Origin of the sequence: Stenotrophomonas sp. 8(2023), from assembly GCF_030345295.1 — a bacterium.
Classification (GTDB): Bacteria; Pseudomonadota; Gammaproteobacteria; order Xanthomonadales; family Xanthomonadaceae; genus Stenotrophomonas; species Stenotrophomonas muris.
On sequence record NZ_CP128404.1, the window covers coordinates 3171850 to 3189574 of the forward strand.

Annotated in this window: 13 protein-coding genes; 9 read left to right on the forward strand and 4 right to left on the reverse strand. The window is 65.3% G+C overall.

Annotated elements, in window-relative coordinates; genetic code table 11:
• Window positions 1-40 precede the first annotated feature (40 nt).
• Both QP609_RS14895 and QP609_RS14900 read right to left on the reverse strand, forming a co-directional pair.
• Window positions 41-385 (reverse strand): hypothetical protein, encoded by a 345-nt coding sequence (locus tag QP609_RS14895; protein WP_014647908.1) that lies wholly within the window; start codon window positions 383-385, stop codon window positions 41-43.
• Window positions 385-843: a hypothetical protein gene (locus QP609_RS14900; RefSeq protein ID WP_014037992.1), complete on the reverse strand. Its 459-nt coding sequence runs from the start codon at window positions 841-843 to the stop codon at window positions 385-387. The genes QP609_RS14895 and QP609_RS14900 overlap by 1 nt, the downstream gene beginning before the upstream one ends.
• Before the next feature lie 365 nt (window positions 844-1208).
• Between QP609_RS14900 and QP609_RS14905 the strand changes: the two genes are divergently transcribed.
• From QP609_RS14905 to QP609_RS14915, 3 genes are read left to right on the forward strand one after another with little or no spacing between them, the layout of a single operon-like run.
• The gene (locus tag QP609_RS14905) at window positions 1209-1880 is read left to right on the forward strand and encodes a dienelactone hydrolase family protein (RefSeq protein ID WP_032957503.1); all 672 of its coding nucleotides are present in this window, start codon (window positions 1209-1211) and stop codon (window positions 1878-1880) included.
• Window positions 1877-2299: an HIT family protein gene (locus QP609_RS14910; protein WP_014647910.1), complete on the forward strand. Its 423-nt coding sequence runs from the start codon at window positions 1877-1879 to the stop codon at window positions 2297-2299. The genes QP609_RS14905 and QP609_RS14910 overlap by 4 nt, the downstream gene beginning before the upstream one ends.
• A 15-nt stretch (window positions 2300-2314) precedes the next feature.
• Window positions 2315-2482, forward strand: a complete 168-nt coding sequence (locus tag QP609_RS14915) for a DUF5668 domain-containing protein (protein WP_005418011.1) — start codon at window positions 2315-2317, stop codon at window positions 2480-2482.
• 106 nt (window positions 2483-2588) lie between these two features.
• Here the strand turns inward: QP609_RS14915 and dcd are convergent, their stop codons facing one another.
• Both dcd and apbC read right to left on the reverse strand, forming a co-directional pair.
• The gene (gene dcd / locus QP609_RS14920; protein WP_014037995.1) at window positions 2589-3161 is read right to left on the reverse strand and encodes a dCTP deaminase; all 573 of its coding nucleotides are present in this window, start codon (window positions 3159-3161) and stop codon (window positions 2589-2591) included.
• 78 nt (window positions 3162-3239) lie between these two features.
• Window positions 3240-4094 (reverse strand): iron-sulfur cluster carrier protein ApbC, encoded by an 855-nt coding sequence (apbC, locus tag QP609_RS14925; protein ID WP_014647911.1) that lies wholly within the window; start codon window positions 4092-4094, stop codon window positions 3240-3242.
• Window positions 4095-4307: 213 nt separating this feature from the next.
• On the opposite strand from apbC, the gene QP609_RS14930 reads away from it, so the two are divergent.
• The 6 genes from QP609_RS14930 to QP609_RS14955 all read left to right on the forward strand — a co-directional run bounded on the left by QP609_RS14930 (window position 4308) and on the right by QP609_RS14955 (window position 17700).
• Window positions 4308-7097, forward strand: a complete 2790-nt coding sequence (locus QP609_RS14930; protein WP_014647912.1) for a TonB-dependent receptor — start codon at window positions 4308-4310, stop codon at window positions 7095-7097.
• Between the two features lie 387 nt (window positions 7098-7484).
• The gene (locus QP609_RS14935; protein WP_014647913.1) at window positions 7485-10463 is read left to right on the forward strand and encodes a TonB-dependent receptor; all 2979 of its coding nucleotides are present in this window, start codon (window positions 7485-7487) and stop codon (window positions 10461-10463) included.
• 94 nt (window positions 10464-10557) lie between these two features.
• Window positions 10558-12585: a prolyl oligopeptidase family serine peptidase gene (locus QP609_RS14940; protein ID WP_014647914.1), complete on the forward strand. Its 2028-nt coding sequence runs from the start codon at window positions 10558-10560 to the stop codon at window positions 12583-12585.
• Between the two features lie 172 nt (window positions 12586-12757).
• Entirely contained in the window at window positions 12758-14860 is a 2103-nt protein-coding gene (locus QP609_RS14945) for a M13-type metalloendopeptidase (protein WP_032957470.1), read from the forward strand.
• 215 nt (window positions 14861-15075) lie between these two features.
• Window positions 15076-17082: a M13 family metallopeptidase gene (locus tag QP609_RS14950; protein WP_069116157.1), complete on the forward strand. Its 2007-nt coding sequence runs from the start codon at window positions 15076-15078 to the stop codon at window positions 17080-17082.
• A 123-nt stretch (window positions 17083-17205) separates the two neighbouring features.
• Complete coding sequence (locus QP609_RS14955) at window positions 17206-17700, forward strand: VOC family protein (RefSeq protein ID WP_197621719.1); 495 nt, start codon at window positions 17206-17208, stop codon at window positions 17698-17700.
• Window positions 17701-17725 lie beyond the last annotated feature (25 nt).

Genomic DNA, 17725 nt, shown 5'->3' on the forward strand with positions numbered 1-17725 from the left:
CACGCGATCCGGAACTGAAGCCGGCGCTCAGGCCGGCGGATCAGTTTTTTTCCAGCTCTCCCACGGCCGCATCGCCGAGCGCATTGAGCGTCTGCGCGACACGGAACACGCGATCCAGCGCCGCGGCCGATTTCGTGCCCAGCTGGGCCACCTCGTGGTCGGAGAACAGGCGCTCGCCCATTTCATCGACCAGGCACAGGCCGACGAATCGCGCGCGGAAGTCATCCACCTTGGGCGTGTCACCGCCATAGGTCTCCTGCTCCCAGCGATCACGGTCACGCGCCGACATCATCGCCACGCGCACGCTGCCGCCCCATTCGGGTACGGCGACGTCCTCGTGCCGGCGATCCTGCGCGTCCAGGATCTGCTGCTTGCCCAGCAGCATCACGGGGTGCCGCCAGCGGCCACGGTTACCAGCGCGAACTCACGCGGCAGCAGGTCCGCAGTGAACGTCAGCACCTGGTTGGTGCCCGGGGCCACGTTGAAGGCGGCGACCTTGGCGACGAAGGTAGCGGCATCGCCGGTGGGCAGCACCATCAGGAAGTGCAGGTCGGCATCCGGATCGGCGTCGCGCAGGATCTCCTGGCCTGCCGAGCTGCCGACCGGCCAGCGGTGGCCGGACACCTGCACGGCCTGGCCGCCGGACAGACCCGCGATGTTCTCCATCTGCTTGGAACGCAGGTTGGTGGCATCAAGGGTGTTGGCCTGGCCGCGGCCGAACGGGAAGGCGGTCAGGCCGTCGATTTCGGTATAGCCGGCCGGATTGTTCGGCGCGGTCGGGGCGGTACCGGCCTTCACGTACAGCGCGGAGTCCTGGGCGGAAATGGCTTGATTGATGGACATGGTGTTGAATCTCCTGGAAATGAAAAAGCCGCCTTGCGGCGGCTGGGGTTCGGGGTGATCAGGCTCGGGGCTGCCTGCAGTGGGTCATCGTGGCTGGCCCGTCACAGCCACCGGTTGCGCGTTGCGACCCGCAACACGCGGACAACAAAAAAGCCCCCGGCTCGCGCCGGAGGCTTGTATGTCATCGTGGCTGAAAGCTTAGGCTGCGGGTGTGCACCGGTCAATGCAGAAACAGCCCTCTGCACCGCCTTGGGAACGCACTGCCGCAAACCCGCAGCCGCCCGATCCGGCACAGCCGCTGACGCCGCGCTAACCGGCGCAGCGCCGACAATGCAGCTCTGTTCCCAGCAACGAGGAAGATGACGATGGCCGAGTGGATCACCCTGGATACGCATCACGGCCCGGTACGGGCCTGGCAGGCCCTGCCGGACGGCACCGCGCGCGGCGGACTGGTGGTGGTGCAGGAAATCTTCGGCGCCAACCCGCACATCCGCAGCGTGGCCGAGCGCTTCGCAGCCGAAGGCTATGCGGTGCTGGCGCCCTCGTTCTTCGACCTGGTCGACGGCCCCGACGCCGACCCGGATGCGTTGCCCTACGACGCCGAGGGCGTGAAGCAGGGCCTGGAACGGGTCGGCGCGCTGGGCATGGAACGGGCGCTGGAGGTCGTGCGCGCGGCGGCCACCCGGCTGGCGCCCTACGGCAAGGTCGGCACCGTCGGCTACTGCTGGGGCGGCACGGTGGCGATGCTGTCCGCACTGCGTCTGGGGCTGCCGTCGGTCAGCTACTACGGTGCGCGCAACGTGCAGTTCCTCGACGAGGCGCCCAAGGCCCCGGTGATCTTCCACTTCGGCGCCCAGGACCGCAGCATCCCGCCGGAAGCGGTCCAGGCCCACCGCGAGAAGCTGCCGCAGATGGCCACCTACGTCTATCCGGCCGATCACGCCTTCAACCGGGAGGTCGGACATGCGTATGATCCAGACAGCGCCGCCCTGGCGCTGCAACGCACCCTGGACTTCTTCTCGGAGCATCTTGGATGAGCGAATTCGAACTCGATTCACGCCTGGCCACCGATAGCGTGCTGGTGGCGGAAGGACCGTTGTCGCAAGTGCGGCTGATGAACGACGAACGATTCCCCTGGCTGGTGCTGGTACCGCGCCTGGCCGGGGTGACCGAGTGGATCGAGCTGGACGGCGAGCAGCAGGACAAGCTGCGCACCGAGCTCAACCGCGCCTGCAAGGCCCTGAAGGGTGCCGACGGGGTGGAGAAGATCAACATCGGGGCGCTGGGCAACATCGTGCGCCAGCTGCACTTCCATGTCATCGGCCGCCATGACGGTGATCCGGCCTGGCCGGGCCCGGTCTGGGGCAGTGGCCCGGCGCACCGCTACGAGCCGGCGGCGCTGGACCAGCATGTCGCCTACTGGAAGGAACGGCTAGGATATCCGGCCCAGTCCTGAGCCTTCGCCGACCCGATGCGATTCAACCTCGTTGCCGCCGTCCTGCTGATCCTGATCGGCCTGTTCATGCTCGCCAGCAATCTCGGCTGGACGCACCTGAACCTGTCCAAGCTGCTGTTGACCTGGTGGCCGGTGGCCCTGGTTGGTGTCGGCATCGCGATGCTGTTCGGTCGCGGCAAATAAGGAAGGCGGCGCATTGCGCCGCCTTCCATCATGTAGAGCCGAGCCATGCTCGGCTTCAATGCAGGGCAGCCGAGCATGGCTCGGCTCTACAAATCGCCTGCAATCGTCAGGTCCGCGGCAGGGTCACGCCGGTCTGGCCCTGGTACTTGCCGCCACGGTCGCGGTAGGACGTCTCGCAGACGTCATCGGCGGCCGCCTGGAAGAACAGCATCTGTGCCACGCCTTCGTTGGCGTAGATGCGCGCCGGCAGCGGCGTGGTGTTGCTGAATTCCAGGGTGACGTGGCCTTCCCATTCCGGCTCCAGCGGCGTCACGTTGACGATGATGCCGCAGCGCGCGTAGGTGCTCTTGCCCAGGCACACCACCAGGGTATCGCGCGGGATGCGGAAGTACTCGACGGTACGCGCCAGCGCGAAGCTGTTCGGCGGGATGATGCATTCGTCGGCGGTGATGTCGACGAAGCTGCCCGAGTCGAAGTGCTTGGGATCGACGATCGTCGAGTTGATGTTGGTGAACACCTTGAACTCGCGCGAGCAGCGCACGTCGTAGCCATAGCTGGACGTGCCATAGCTGACGATGCGCTGGCCGTTGGCCTGCTTCACCTGCCCGGCCTCGAACGGCTCGATCATGCCGTGCTGCTCGGACATGCGGCGGATCCAACGGTCACTCTTGATGCTCATGCTTTGTCCTGGGGGTACGAGGGGGCGCGAGGATTCTAGCAGGGGCCCGGCCTCGGCCGGCGGCCCCTGCCCCGGCCCTTACAGCAGCGACGACAGGATCGGGATCGAAGCCCGCGGGCGCCTGCCCACTTCCTCGATCAGGCGCTGTGCGGCATGGCGGTAGGCCTGGGCCGGCGCCGAATCCGGCTGGGCGACGGTGATCGGGGTGCCTGCATCGCCCTGTTCACGGATGCCGATCTGCAGGGGCAGAGAGCCCAGCAGCGGCACGCCGTACTGCGCGGCCATGCGCTCGCCGCCGCCCTCGCCGAACAGGTGCTCGATGTGCCCGCAACTGCTGCAGGTGTGCACCGCCATGTTCTCGACGATGCCCAGCACCGGCACCTCGACCTTCTCGAACATCTTCAGCGCTTTCTTCGCGTCCAGCGTGGCGATGTCCTGCGGCGTGGTGACGATCACCGCACCGGCCAGCGGAATCTTCTGGGTCAGGGTCAGCTGGATGTCACCGGTGCCCGGCGGCAGGTCGATCAGCAGGAAATCCAGGTCGTCCCACAGGGTGTCGTTGAACAGCTGGGTCATCGCCGAGGTGGCCATCGGGCCCCGCCAGATCATCGGCGTGTCCTCTTCGATCAGGTAGCCGATCGACATGGTGTCCACGCCAAAGGCACGCAACGGCTCGATGCTCTTGTTGTCCGGGCTTTCCGGGCGACCGGACAGGCCCAGCATGGCCGGCACGCTCGGCCCGTAGATGTCCGCATCGAGCACGCCCACGCGCGCACCGAGCTGCTGCAGCGCGACGGCCAGGTTCACCGAGGTGGTGGACTTGCCGACGCCGCCCTTGCCCGAACCGACCGCGATCACGTTGCGGATGCGGGCATGCGGCGTAAGTCCCTTCTGGACCTGGCTGACATGGGGACGGCGGGGAGAACTGTTCACAACGGGCACCGGCGGGGTCAGGGGGATAACCCGACATCATACAAGCTGGATGCAAGCTGACTGAAATTCAGGAATGCGACAGATTCGTGCACAGATTGTTAAGTTCATGTTACGTTCGATGAGCACTGTTTTGAGCTGCGGAGCCGGATATTCCAGCCCGCGCGATGGCGCATGCGCAGTGCCGTTTTTGTTTTTGCTCTCCAATGGAATTACATGAAACACGTCAGCAATACCGCACGTCGCAACACGCTCGCCGTCGCCCTGATGTCCGCTCTGATGGCCGCCGCCCCGGCAATGGCCCAGGACAAGGCGACCAACCTGGACAAGATCACCGTCACCGGTTCGCTGATCCCGCAGACCCAGGTCGAAACCCAGACCCCGGTGATGTCCATCACCGCCGAAGACATCCAGACCCGCGGCTTCAGCAGCGTTGCTGAAGTTCTGCAGCAGTCGTCGCTGACCACCGGCGGCCTGCAGGGTGGACAGACCTCGGGTGCGTTCACCCAGGGCGCCGAAGCCGCCGGCATGTTCGGCCTGAACCCGGGCTACACCAAGTACCTGATCAACGGCCGCCCGATGCTCTCGTATCCGGCGCTGTACAACGGCAGCGAGTCGTTCAACAACATCAGCGGCATTCCGATCGACATCGTCGAGCGCATCGAGGTCCTGCCGGGCGGCCAGTCGTCGCTGTACGGCTCGGACGCGATCGCCGGCGTGGTCAACATCATCCTGAAGGAACGCATGGACGGCGGCACGATGTCGATCCGTGGCGGCACCTACACCGAAGGTGGTGGCAGCAACATCCGCTTCAGCGCCGCCAAGGGCTTCAACGCATTCGACGACCGCTTCCACGCGCTGGTCAACGTGCAGATCGAAAACGGCAGCCCGATCTGGGGCTACCAGCGTGACATCACCAAGCAGAACAACCCGGTCGGTTACACCGCACAGCTGCCGTCGAACGACTTTGCCGTCATCGGCAACGCCGACAACAAGCTGTACATGATGGACCCGACCCGCTGCGCCAACGTCGCAGGCCTGTACGACGGCACCACCACCGTCGGCAAGCGTGCATCGGGCGAATCGTGCGGCTCGGTGTACAGCGCCGGCTACAAGACCCTGAAGAACGGCAAGAACAGCGGCCAGTTCTACTCGTCGATGACCTTCGACGTGAACGACAACTTCCAGCTGTTCGCCGATGTGCTGTACAGCAAGGAGAAGACCGAGTTCACCTCCGGCTCCAGCGCCCTGTGGTGGGGCACCAAGTCGGTGATGGGCGGTTTCTACGACCAGGGCCTGGGCAAGGTCGTGAACCTGCAGCGCGCCTTCGCACCGGAAGAAATCGGCCCGGGCCACTACAACAACATCCTGAACTCCGATGAGAGCCGTTCCTACCAGGTCACCCTGGGTGGCAAGGGCATGGTCGGCGACTGGGACTACAGCGCCAGCTTCACCCGCGGCGAATACCGCCTGGACCAGAACCGCTTCGCGCGCTGGAAGGACAAGATCGAAGGCTTCTTCGGCGACACCGTGCTGGGCCCGCGCCTGGGTACCACCGCTGATGGCTTCGGCATCTACAACCCGGACTACGCTGCGTTCTACTCGCCGATCACCCCGGACCAGTTCGCCAGCTTCACCGGCTATGGCACCCACCGCAGCAAGACCTGGCAGAACCTGGGTCGCGTGCAGGTGACCAACGGGTCGCTGTTCTCCCTACCGGGCGGCGACGCCGGCCTGGCCGTGGTGCTGGAAGGTGGCAGCGAAGGTTGGGATTACTCGCCCGACCAGGCCTTCGTCGATGGCAACGCCTGGGGCGCCACCGCCGTGGCCGGTGCCGGCCACCGCAGCAACTACGCGGTGACCAGCGAACTGCGCATGCCGGTGTTCGAGTCGCTGACCATCAGCGCCTCGGGCCGCTACGACGCCTTCAAGATCGCCGACAAGACCGTTGACAAGGCCACCTACAGCATCGGCCTGGAATACCGCCCGGTTGAGAGCCTGCTGCTGCGCGGCAAGTACGGCACCGCATTCCGTGCGCCGACCCTGTCCGATGCCTTCCAGGGCATGAGCGGCTCGTTCGCCTCCGGCCAGAACGACTACTACCGCTGCAGCCAGATGGGCTACGCGCTGCGTGACGAAGCCTGCTCGTTCTACAAGACCACCTCGGTGTACAGCGAAAAGTCCGGCAACCCGGACCTGAAGCCGATCACCGCCGACGTGTGGAGCGCGGGCGTGGTGTGGGCCCCGGTGAGCAACTTCTCGCTGTCGGTCGACTACTACAACTGGAAGATCAAGAACGAGGTCAAGACCCTGAGCACCGACCAGCTGCTGCTGGCCGAGTACCAGTGCCGCAACGGCCTGCCGAACAACACCTCGGCCAGCTGCCAGAACGTGACCGACTGGGTGTCCCGCGACGCCGGTGGCAACCTGGCCCGCGTGTACACCCCGAAGCTCAACGTGGCCAGCCAGAACCTGGAAGCGGTGACCGTCGGCGCCAAGTACCAGCAGGACCTGGGCCGCTTCGGTTCGCTGATGTTCTCGGGCAACTACACCAACATGCTGAAGCGTGAAGTGGTGCCGCTGCCGGGCGCACAGAAGCTGGATCTGCTGAGCGATCCGTACAACATGTGGTACTACGACAACTTCGCCAAGGTGCGCGGCGATGTGTCGGTGGGCTGGGCCATCTCCAAGTTCACCACCACCCTGTACGCCAACTACGTCGGCAGCACACCGAACTACCTGGCCTACACCGGCCGCAGCTATGACTACGTCCACTCCTCCGGCGCCAAGGCCGGCAAGTGGGGCTCGTACACCACCTACAACATGAGCCTGAACTACCAGGCGCAGGACGATCTGACCCTGTCGCTGATGGTCAACAACGTGTTCAACAAGCTGCCGGAAGGCCAGCGCTACAACTACCCGGGCAACGAATCGACCCCGTTCAACGACGGCTTCTACAGCGTCTACGGCCGTCAGATCTCGGCCCAGGTCAAGTACGACTTCTGATCCCGTCGTATTCCGGACTGCGTGTCTGGACCAGGCCCCGCTTCGGCGGGGCCTTTTTTTGTCCGTCGCACAGCACGGCCACATCCCGTTCACGGTTCAGACACGTTTGACATGAACCGAAACAAATCAATACATATCAATGAGATGAAGGAGAAATGGGCGCTCCTGTCACTGCAAGGTGCGCACATCACCCACAGCTTCATGACTCCCTCGTGAACGTTTGACAGGCTCGGTTAATGTCGTGTTAATCTCGGGTCATCGGCACGTGAAGCCGGTACCAGCGCCGGGTGGCAGCACGCTGCCGACCCCGGGCAAGGGGCACACGGAGACGCCGACAAGGACCTGTCCCGGTGTACGACGCAATCATTCGATTCAAGGGGATTTCAGATGATCAATCGCAAGTCGCTCAGCAAGCATCCGCTGAGCTTCGCCCTCGCCTCCGCCGTGCTGCTCGCTGCGGCCGCCCCGGCGATCGCACAGGACGCCTCGGGCTCGACGCAGACCACCGAAGAGGCATCCAAGTCCAAGGCCACCAATCTGGATACGGTGACCGTCACCGGCTCGCGCATCAGCCGCGACGTGTTCAACTCGGTCTCGCCGGTGCAGGTCGTCACCCGTGAAGAAACCACCCTGGCCGGCTTCAACTCGACCACGGCGGCCCTGCAGAGCACCGCGGTCACCGCCGGTGCGGCGCAGATCAACAACGCCTATGGCGGCTACGTCACCGACGGTGGCCCGGGCGCCAACACCCTGGGCCTGCGCGGCCTCGGCCCGACCCGCACCCTGATCCTGCTCAATGGCCGCCGCGTGTCGCCGGCCGGTACCCGCGGCTCGGTGGGCTCGACCGACCTGAACGTGCTGCCGAACTCGATCGTCGACCGCGTCGAAATCCTGAAGGACGGTGCGTCCTCGATCTACGGCTCCGACGCCGTTGCCGGCGTAATCAACATCATCACCAAGAAGAAGGTCGATGGCGTCAGCTTCGAAGCACAGCACAACGCCACCGATGGCGGCGGCGGTGAAGAGCGCCGTTACTCCATCATGTTCGGTGCCACCGGCGAGCGCTCGCACTTCTCCGGCTCCTATGAGTACTACACCCGCAACGAGCTGACCCTGGCCGACCGCAGCTGGGCCGGTGGCTGCCCGACCGACATGTACCGCGACATCGACGCGGGCGACTATTGGGGCAGCGGCGACTTCATCGACCCGCTGACCGGCAAGCCGAAGTGCTGGTCGCTCGATGCCGGCGGCACCACGCTGAACACCATCGGCACCAACACCCGTACCGGTGTTGCGGCCCCGGGCGGCGCCGGCACCCGCTTCAACCGCTGGCGCCCGAATGCGGCCATCACCACCGGCCTGGTGGGCTACGAAGGCGTGGACCTGAACACCCGCGACACCTTCGATCCGGCCATGCGCAACCAGTCGCTGATCTCGCCGACCAAGACCCACACCCTGTACCTGCAGGGTGGCTTCGACCTCAACGCACTGGGCGATGCCGAGCTGTACTACGAGTTCCTGGGCAACAAGCGCAAGTCGACCCAGACCGGCTATCGCCAGCTGACCCTGGACTATGCCGTGGGCAGCCCGCTGATCCCGGCCAACCTGCGTGACAGCGTTGCCGGTGCTCCGACCGATCAGACCAGCGGCAAGAACCTGGGCGTGCGTGCGTTCATCGGTTTCGGCAACGACACCAACAAGCAGAACGTCGACTTCCTGCGCTTCAATGCCGGCCTGCGTGGCCACCTGAGCTCGGAGTGGAACTATGACTTCAACGTCATGCACTCGCGCAGCGACGCCGACTACACCTTCGAGAGCTTCCTGACCAGCCGCCTGCGCCAGAGCCTGGACGTGGTCTCCAACGGTGCCGGTGGCTATGTCTGCCGGGACGGTTCCAACGGCTGCATCGCCGCGCCGGCGCTGAACACCAACACCATCGGTGGCAAGCTGCCGCAGGACTGGAAGGACTGGGTGTTCGTGCCGGTCACCGGCAACACGCTGTACAAGGAAACGACGGTCAACTTCAACGTCAACGGCCCGCTGTTCGACATGCCGTACGGTTCGGCCGGTGGTGCATTCGGCGTCGAGTACCGCAAGGCACGCATCGACGACACCCCGTCGCCGTACTCGATCAATGCCGACCTGTACAACCTGACCAACGCCACTCCGACCCGCGGTTCGGACTCGGTGTTCGAAGCCTACGGCGAACTGGAACTGCCGCTGCTGTCCGGCGTCACCGCTGCCGAGGAACTGACGGTCAACCTGTCCGGCCGCTACACCGACTACAAGTCCTACGGCTCGGATGAGACCTACAAGATCGGCGCGCTGTGGACCCCGGTGAAGTGGCTGTCGTTCCGTGCGTCGTACGGCACCTCCTACCGCGCACCGGCGCTGTTCGAACAGTTCCTGGGCGGCACCACCGGCTTCCTGAGCAGCAGTGCCGACCCCTGCAACGAGTATGGTGATCGCAACCCGAGCTCGCCGCGTTACCAGAACTGCGCATCGCTGGGCCTGGCACCGGACTACCTGGCCACCCAGGGCGTGACCGTGGTCACCCAGGGTGGTGCCGAGGCCGGCCTGGAAGCCGAAACCTCCAAGGCCAAGACCCTGGGCGTGGTGATCCAGCCGGAATTCGGCAGCGGCTTCGGTGACCTGTCCTTCGCCGCCGACTACTTCGACATCGAAGTGAAGAACGGCGTCGACAGCGCGGGCGGCGCGAACATCCTGTCGCGCTGCTACGACAGCGGCAGTGCCGACTTCTCCTCCGGTTCGGGTCTGTGCCGCCTGGTGGCCCGCAACCCGGTCAACAACCAACTGGTGGTGACCAACGGCTTCATCAACCTGTCCACCGACAAGGTCCGTGGCCTGGACTTCACCACCCGCTATGTCCGCGAAATCGGCCCGGGCACCCTGCGCACCACGCTGCAGTTCACCCACTACCTGGAACAGGCCAGCAAGGTCTTCTCCGACGATCCGCTGGTGGACTACAACGGCATGCTGTCGCGTCCGGAAAACACCGCCTCGCTGGACCTGAGCTACAAGTGGAAGAACTGGCAGGTGCGTTACGGCCTGGACTGGATCGACAAGATGGACAGCTACGCGTACTACGAGGAGCGCAACCCGGGTGACTTCGATCCGGCCACCTCGGCGTACAAGCTGTACACCCCGAACTACTTCCTGCAGGCCATCTCGGTGAAGTATGAAGCGGACAAGTGGTCGGTCACCGGTGGCGTGCGCAACTTCGCCGACCGCAAGCCGCCGACCATCTCCCAGGGTGTCTACAGCACCGTCGGCAACGCGCTGCTGTACAGCGGCTTCGACTACTTCGGTCGCAGCTACTTCCTGAACATCACGCGTTCGTTCTGATCCTGCTCCCTGCAACCGCCGCCCTTCGGGGCGGCGGTTCCATTTCAGGCACCGGATTCTCCGCAGGCCGGTGCCAACGCATTCCGAGGTTGCAATGAAGCGAGCCCTGCTGCTGGCGGCCCTGGCCAGCCTTTCACCGTTGCTGCACGCCAAGCCTGTGGCGCCCACCATCGAACAGATGGCCGCCTTCCCGGCCATCTCCAGCCTGTCGTTGTCACCAGACGGAAAACACATCGCCGGCCTTCGCGCCGATGGCGAGGAGCGCGTGATCGTGGTTTGGCGGACCGATGCACTGGACAAGCCACCCACGGTGATCGGCGCCAACCGCATGAAGTTCCAGAGCGTGTCGTTCATCAAGAACGGACAGCTGGCCGTCGTGCTGTGGCAACCCTACGACCTGCGCGCCGACCGGGTGACCAAGACCTTCGTCAGCAAGTTCTTCATCACCGACATCGAAGGCAAGCAGTGGAAGGAGCCGATCACGCCGCCGCGCGCCTCCAGTCGCAATGAAGAGCTCGAGCAGGCACTGGCCAACGCCACGGTGCTCGACACCCTGCCCAACGATCCCGACCACATCCTGGTGGTCAACGGTTCGGGCAGCAGTTCCGGTGACGTCTACAAGGTCGACCTGCGCAACTTCACCTCCCAGCGCATCCAGAAGACCGAAGAGCGCGTGGCGGGCTATATCACCGACCTGGACAGTGAACTGCGGGCACGCCTGCGGCAGGACGTCGACGGTACCGGCGCCTACGTCGCCACCGAGTTCCGCTCGCCTGCCAACGGTGCCTGGGAGGAGCATTTCCGCTCCTACGTGAAGAACCGCGACGTCAACCAGGTGATCGGCTTTGCCGATGATCCGAACATCGCGTTCGTACTCAGCAATGTCGGCCGCGACAAATCAATCGTCTACGAGTACGACATCACGGCCCGCAAGCAGAAGGAAGTGCTGTTCGAGCACAAACTGTTCAACGCCGGCTCGATGCTGATCAACCGCCACCGGAGCGGTGCGGTACCCTTCGGCGAGATCATGGGAATCGGCTACGCCGGTCCGCGCGGCGACGACATCCAGTGGACCTCTCCGCGCATGAAGGCCCTGGACCAGGGGCTGCGCCAGGCGCTTGGCATCCGCCAGGAGCCGCTGGCGATGGTCGATACCGCGAACGGCCAGCGCTACACCGCCAACTACGATACAGGCCTGAGCTACCGCATCGTCGACTACACCGCCGATCTTTCCAATGTGCTGGTGGCTACCTCCGGCCCTTCCAACCCGCCCGAGTATCACCTGCTGCACGACGGCAAGCTGACCCTGCTGGCCAAGACCTATCCGCAGATCCAGCCAGCCGCGCTGGGCACCACCCGGCTGGTCTACTACAAGGCACGCGACGGGCTGGACATTCCGGCATTCCTGACCACGCCCAGCACCGAGCTGTGCGGTGCCGGCCCGTGGAAAGCCGTGGTGCATCCGCACGGCGGCCCGTGGGCACGCGATGGCATGGACTTCGACGGCTCGATGTGGGTACCGCTGATGGCATCACGCTGCATGGCGGTCCTGCGCCCGCAGTTCCGCGGCTCGGCCGACTGGGGCCGCAAGCTGTGGATGGCCGGTGATGCCGAATGGGGCCAGAAGATGCAGGACGACAAGGACGATGGCGCGCAGTGGATGATCGACCAGAAGATCGCCCAGCCCGGCCACATCGCCATGTTCGGCTTCTCCTATGGCGGCTACTCCGCGTTCGCGGCTTCGGTGCGTCCCAATGGCCTGTACAAGTGCGCCATCGCCGGTGCCGGCGTTTCGGACATCAAGAAGATCTGGTCGCGCTTCTATACCAACCCCTTCTTCCGCCAGGCCCAGGCGCCGACCGTGGCCGGCCTCAACCCGGTCGACAAGGCCGGTGAAATGAAGATTCCATTGATGGTCTACCACGGTGACCGCGACCGCACGGTGCCGATCGAGCAGTCGGAGTGGTTCGTGAACAAGGCCAGGGGTTCGGGGCAGCCGGTCGAGTTCCACGCCATCGCCGACTACGCGCATGGTCCCGCCTGGACCCGCGCGATCATGGGTGACCAGCTCAGGCTGATCGACGACTACCTGGGCAAGGGCTGCGGCGGCGGCGGCCTGTAAGCCGCACCGCTTCCTGCAAGGGCGTCCACGGGGCGCCCTTGCACGTTCTGGCCCTTGCGCCCGGACATGACCTTCGACACCCTTGCAGGCCAGGCCGGCGGCGTATCGTTCGGCCCACGGCCGTACCTGCGGCTTCTCCCTGACTCACTCGGCCTGGAGGCCAAGAATAGTGATGACGCGCACTCCCAAGATCGTCCTGCTCAGCCTGGCCGTGTCGGCCGTGCTGGCCGGCTGCGGCAAGAACGAAACCCCGGCCAAGGATGCCGCGACCCCCGCCCCGGCCACCGCCGAAGCCACCACCTACAAGCTGGACGACAGCAAGCTGCCGGCCTACAACGCCTTCCAGCCGAGCGACCTGGACACCACCAAGGACGCGTGCACCGCCTTCGGCGACTACGTCAACAGCAAGTGGCTGGCCGCCAATGAAATCCCGGGCGACCGCACCAGCTGGGGCGCGTTCACCATCCTCGACGAACGTTCGGTGGCCGTGCAGCACCAGCTGGCCGAACAGGTTGCGCAGGTCAAGAATCCGAACCACATCGAGAAGATCGTCGGCGACCTGTGGGCCACCGGCATGGACGAAGCCAAGATCAACGCCCAGGGCATCGAGCCGCTGAAGGCCGACCTGGCTGCGATCGACGGCCTGCAGGACAAGGCGGCCATCGCCAACTACCTGCGCACCAGCGCCGCCAAGGGTGACAACCTCCTGTTCGGCTTCGGCGCTGAAGCCGACTTCAAGAACTCCGGCGTGAACATGGCCTATGCCAGCCAGGGCGGCCTGGGCCTGCCGGATACCACCTACTACACCGATGCCAAGAACGCCGACAAGCTGAAGGCCTATCAGGCGCATGTCGCCAAGGTGCTGGAGCTGTCCGGCGTGGCCGCGGCCGATGCAGCCAAGCAGGCCGAGGACGTGGTCAAGTTCGAAACCCGCCTGGCCAAGGCCTCCAAGTCGCGCGTGGAGCTGTCGCGCAACGTCGAGCTGTACTACAACCCGGTCACCCTGGCCGACGCCGACAAGCTGACCCCGAACTTCAGCTGGACCGAGTTCTTCAAGTCGCAGGGCGTGGCCGCGCCGGAGAAGTTCTCGCTGGCCATGCCGGCCTTCCATGAGGAAGTGAGCAAGTCGCTGGCCGACACCGATCCGTCGGTGTGGCGCGCCTACCTGCGCTTCCACACCGTGGACAGCGCCTCGCCGTACCTGGCCGATGCCTTCGTGCAGGAGAACTACGAGTTCTACGGCAAGACCCTCAACGGCCAGAAGGAGCAGAAGCCGCGCTGGAAGCGTGTGCTGGGCACCATCGAAAACGATGCCGGTGAAGCCTTCGGCCAGCTGTACGTGAAGGTGGCCTTCTCGCCGGAAGCCAAGGCGAAGATGGAAGAACTGGTGAAGAACCTGGCCGCCTCGCTGAAGGACCGCATCCAGGGCCTGAGCTGGATGAGCGAGGAAACCAAGGCCAAGGCCATCGCCAAGTGGGAAACCTTCACCCCGAAGATCGGTTACCCGGACAAGTGGCGCGACTGGTCGGGCCTGCAGACCCAGCGCGACAGCTACCTGGGCAACGTGCGCGCGGCCAACGAGTTCAACTACAAGTTCAACCTGTCCAAGATCGGCAAGCCGGTGGACAAGACCGAGTGGGGCATGACCCCGCAGACCGTCAACGCCTACTACAACCCGCTGCAGAACGAGATCGTGTTCCCGGCCGCCATCCTGCAGCCGCCGTTCTTCGATCCGAAGGCCGACGACGCGCTGAACTACGGCGGCATCGGTGCGGTGATCGGCCATGAGATGACCCACGGTTACGACGACCAGGGCGCACGCTTCGGGCCGACCGGCAACATGGAAGACTGGTGGACCCCGGCCGACAAGAAGAACTTCGAAGGCCTCACCGGCAAGCTGGTCAAGCAGTTCGACCAGTACAAGGTCGACGGCCAGGCAGTGAACGGCCACCTGACCCTGGGCGAGAACATCGCCGACCTGGGCGGCCTGGCCACCGCCTACGACGCCCTGCAGAAGGCCACCGCCGGCAAGGAAGATGCGAAGGTCGACGGCTTCACCCGCGACCAGCGCTTCTTCTTCAACTGGGCCACCGTGTGGCGCACCAAGTACACCCCGGAAAACGCCAAGGTCCGCCTGGCCACCGACCCGCACGCCCCGGCGCAGTTCCGCGCCATGGGTGCGCCGTCGAACCTGCCGACCTTCGCTGCCGCGTTCCAGTGCAAGGCCGGTTCGCCGATGGCCCGCACCGGCGAGCAGCAGGTGGTGATCTGGTAAGCCACGGCTGACGCTGCGGCAGACCTGCAAAGGCCCGGGAATCCCGGGCCTTTGTTTTTCACAGCACCCGTCATCCACGCAGGGCCCAGGCCGTTGGTAGATGCCGACCCTGGTCGGCGCACGGCCCGGCGGCGCCACCGTGACGCGTGCATGCCGCGCCCATGCACAGCTTGCTATAGTGCGCGCGCCCTCAATCCATCACGGATTCGTTCCACATGCCCAATTTCCGTCCGCTTGCCATCGCCCTGGGCATCAGCCTGGCGACCCTGGTCCCGACCCACGATGCGTTCGCCGCCAAAAAGAAGGCCGCGCGCGCCCCGGCCGTCAGCGCCCAGTGCAGCGACTTCTACGACGCCACCAATGCAGGCTGGCTGAAGGCCAACCCGGTGCCGCAGACCGGTGCCACCACCGCGCTCGGCCAGCTGGTCGAGCGCAGCCGCCAGCAGCAGCGTGAACTGCTCGACGCCGCGATGAAGTCGCCGCAGGGCAACGTGCAGAAGCTGCTGGGCGACTTCTGGGCCAGCGGCCTGGACGAAGCCGCCGTGGAAGCGGACGGCTCCAACCCGATCGCGCCGCTGCTGACCCGCATCAACGCCATCAAGAAGGCCAAGGATGTGCCGGCCTCGATCGCCGCGCTGCACCAGGTGGGCATCCCGGTGGCCTTCAACTTCGGCCCGGACGTCGACCTGAAGGCACTGGACCGCCACATCGGTTACTTCATGCAGGGCGGCATGGGCCTGCCGGACCCGGCGTTCTATACCCGCACCGACGCCGATACCGTGGCGCTGATGGGGCGCTACCGCAACTACGTCAAGCAGATCCTGGCGCTGACCGGCACCCCGGCGGCCAGGCTCGATGCCGAATCGCAGTCGGTGATCGCGCTGGAGACCGAGCTGGCGCGCAATGCGCAATCGCTGGCCGGCATCAACAACCCGTTCAACAACTACGCGCCGATCTCCACCAAGGAGCTCAACAGCCGTTACCGCAACCTGCAGCTGGACGCGTTCCTGAAGGCACAGGGCGTGGACGACGACCTGGTCTCGCTGGCCGACCCGGGCCTGTTCAAGCAGCTCGATGGCATGGTCACCAAGCTCAAGCCGGACCAGTGGAAGGCCTACCTGCGCTGGCGCGTGGGCGACTCGATGGCACCGTACCTGTCCAAGGCCTACCGCGACGCGGAGTTTGAATTCCGTGGCCGCGTGCTGCGTGGCGAAACGCTGCCGCCGCAGCGCTGGGAAGACGTGCTGGAGGCGATCAACGTGGCCGCCGGCCCGATGGTCGGCCGCGAATACGCGGCCCGTTACCTGTCGGCCGAAGACCGTCGCCAGGCGGCGTGGATCGTCGACAAGCTGCGCGAAGTGCAGATCGAGGCGGTCAAGAACAACAGCTGGATGAGCGCCGAAGCCAAGACCGAAGCGCAGGCCAAGCTGGCTGCGCTGAAGATCGAGATCGGCACCCCGTTGCGCGACCTCGACTACAGCGTGCAGCCGATGGGCCGCGGTTCGTTCGGCGGCAACATGCTGATCGCGTCGACCTGGCGCCACCGCGAGGAAATGAAGCGCATCGGCAAGGGCAACGCCGACCGCCGCTGGGACGTGCTGCCGCAGCAGCCGTCGCTGGCCTACGACCTGGCACAGAACCGCCTGATCGTTACCGCGGCGATCCTGCAGGGCCCGGTGTTCAATGCCAAGGCCGACGCCGCCGACAAGTTCGGCAGCTTCGGTGGCCTGGTCGGCCATGAGCTGACCCGTGCGATCGACGCCAAGGGTGCACTGGTCGACGCCAAGGGCGAACTGCGCAGCTGGTGGACCCCGGCCGACAAGACCGCCTGGACCCTGCTTGGCAACCGCGTGGCCGCGCAGTACAGCGCCTACGATTTCCCGGGCGTGAAGGGTGCCAAGGTCAACGGCACGCTCACCCAGGAAGAGAACCTGGCCGACATCGCCGGTCTGGAACTGGCCTGGGCGGCCTATACCGCGCAGGAGCCGAAGGCCAAGCCGGCACAGCAGCAGGGCTTCTTCCGCGCCTGGTCGGCGTTGTGGGCACAGCAGCTGTCGCCGAACGAGGCCGTGCGCCGCCTGACCGCCGACATCCGCGCGCCGGGCCTGTGGCGCAGCAACGGCACGCTGGCCAACCTGCCGGCATTCGGTGCCACCTTCAGCTGCAAGGCCGGCCAGCCGATGCAGCGCAGCGAAGCCGACCAGATCAAGGTCTGGCGCTGAGCCACGCGCACTACCCGTAGTACAGGGGGCGCCTTCGGGCGCCCTTTTTTGCGGGTGCAGCACGATCCCGGGTTAACACCGCGCGTGCTATCGCTGCGGCTTCGTCCATCGCGGAGCCCCGACATGGCACACAAGAACACGATCTGCCTCTGGTACGACAACGGCGCGCTCGAGGCCGCCACCTTCTACGCCAGCATCCTGCCCGACAGCGCGGTGATCGCCGTGCATCACGCCCCCGACGACTTTCCGGATGGCAAGGAAGGCAACGTGCTGACGGTCGAGTTCACGGTCTGCGGCATTCCCTGCGTCGGCCTCAACGGCGGCACCGCGTTCAAGCACAGCGAAGCGTTTTCCTTCCAGATCCAGACCGAGGACCAGGCCGAGACCGACCGCCTGTGGGATGCGATCGTCGGCAACGGTGGACAGGAGAGCCAATGCGGCTGGTGCAAGGATCGCTGGGGCATTTCCTGGCAGATCAGCCCGCGCATGTTGATCGAAGCCGTGACCAGCAAGGACAAGGCATTGGCCAAGCGCGCCTTCAACGCGATGATGCCGATGAAGAAGATCGACATCGCCACCATCGAAGCGGCAATCAAAAAAGGGGACGGAGGGGATTAAGTCGTTTCTCCCCATGCCCCGTGTG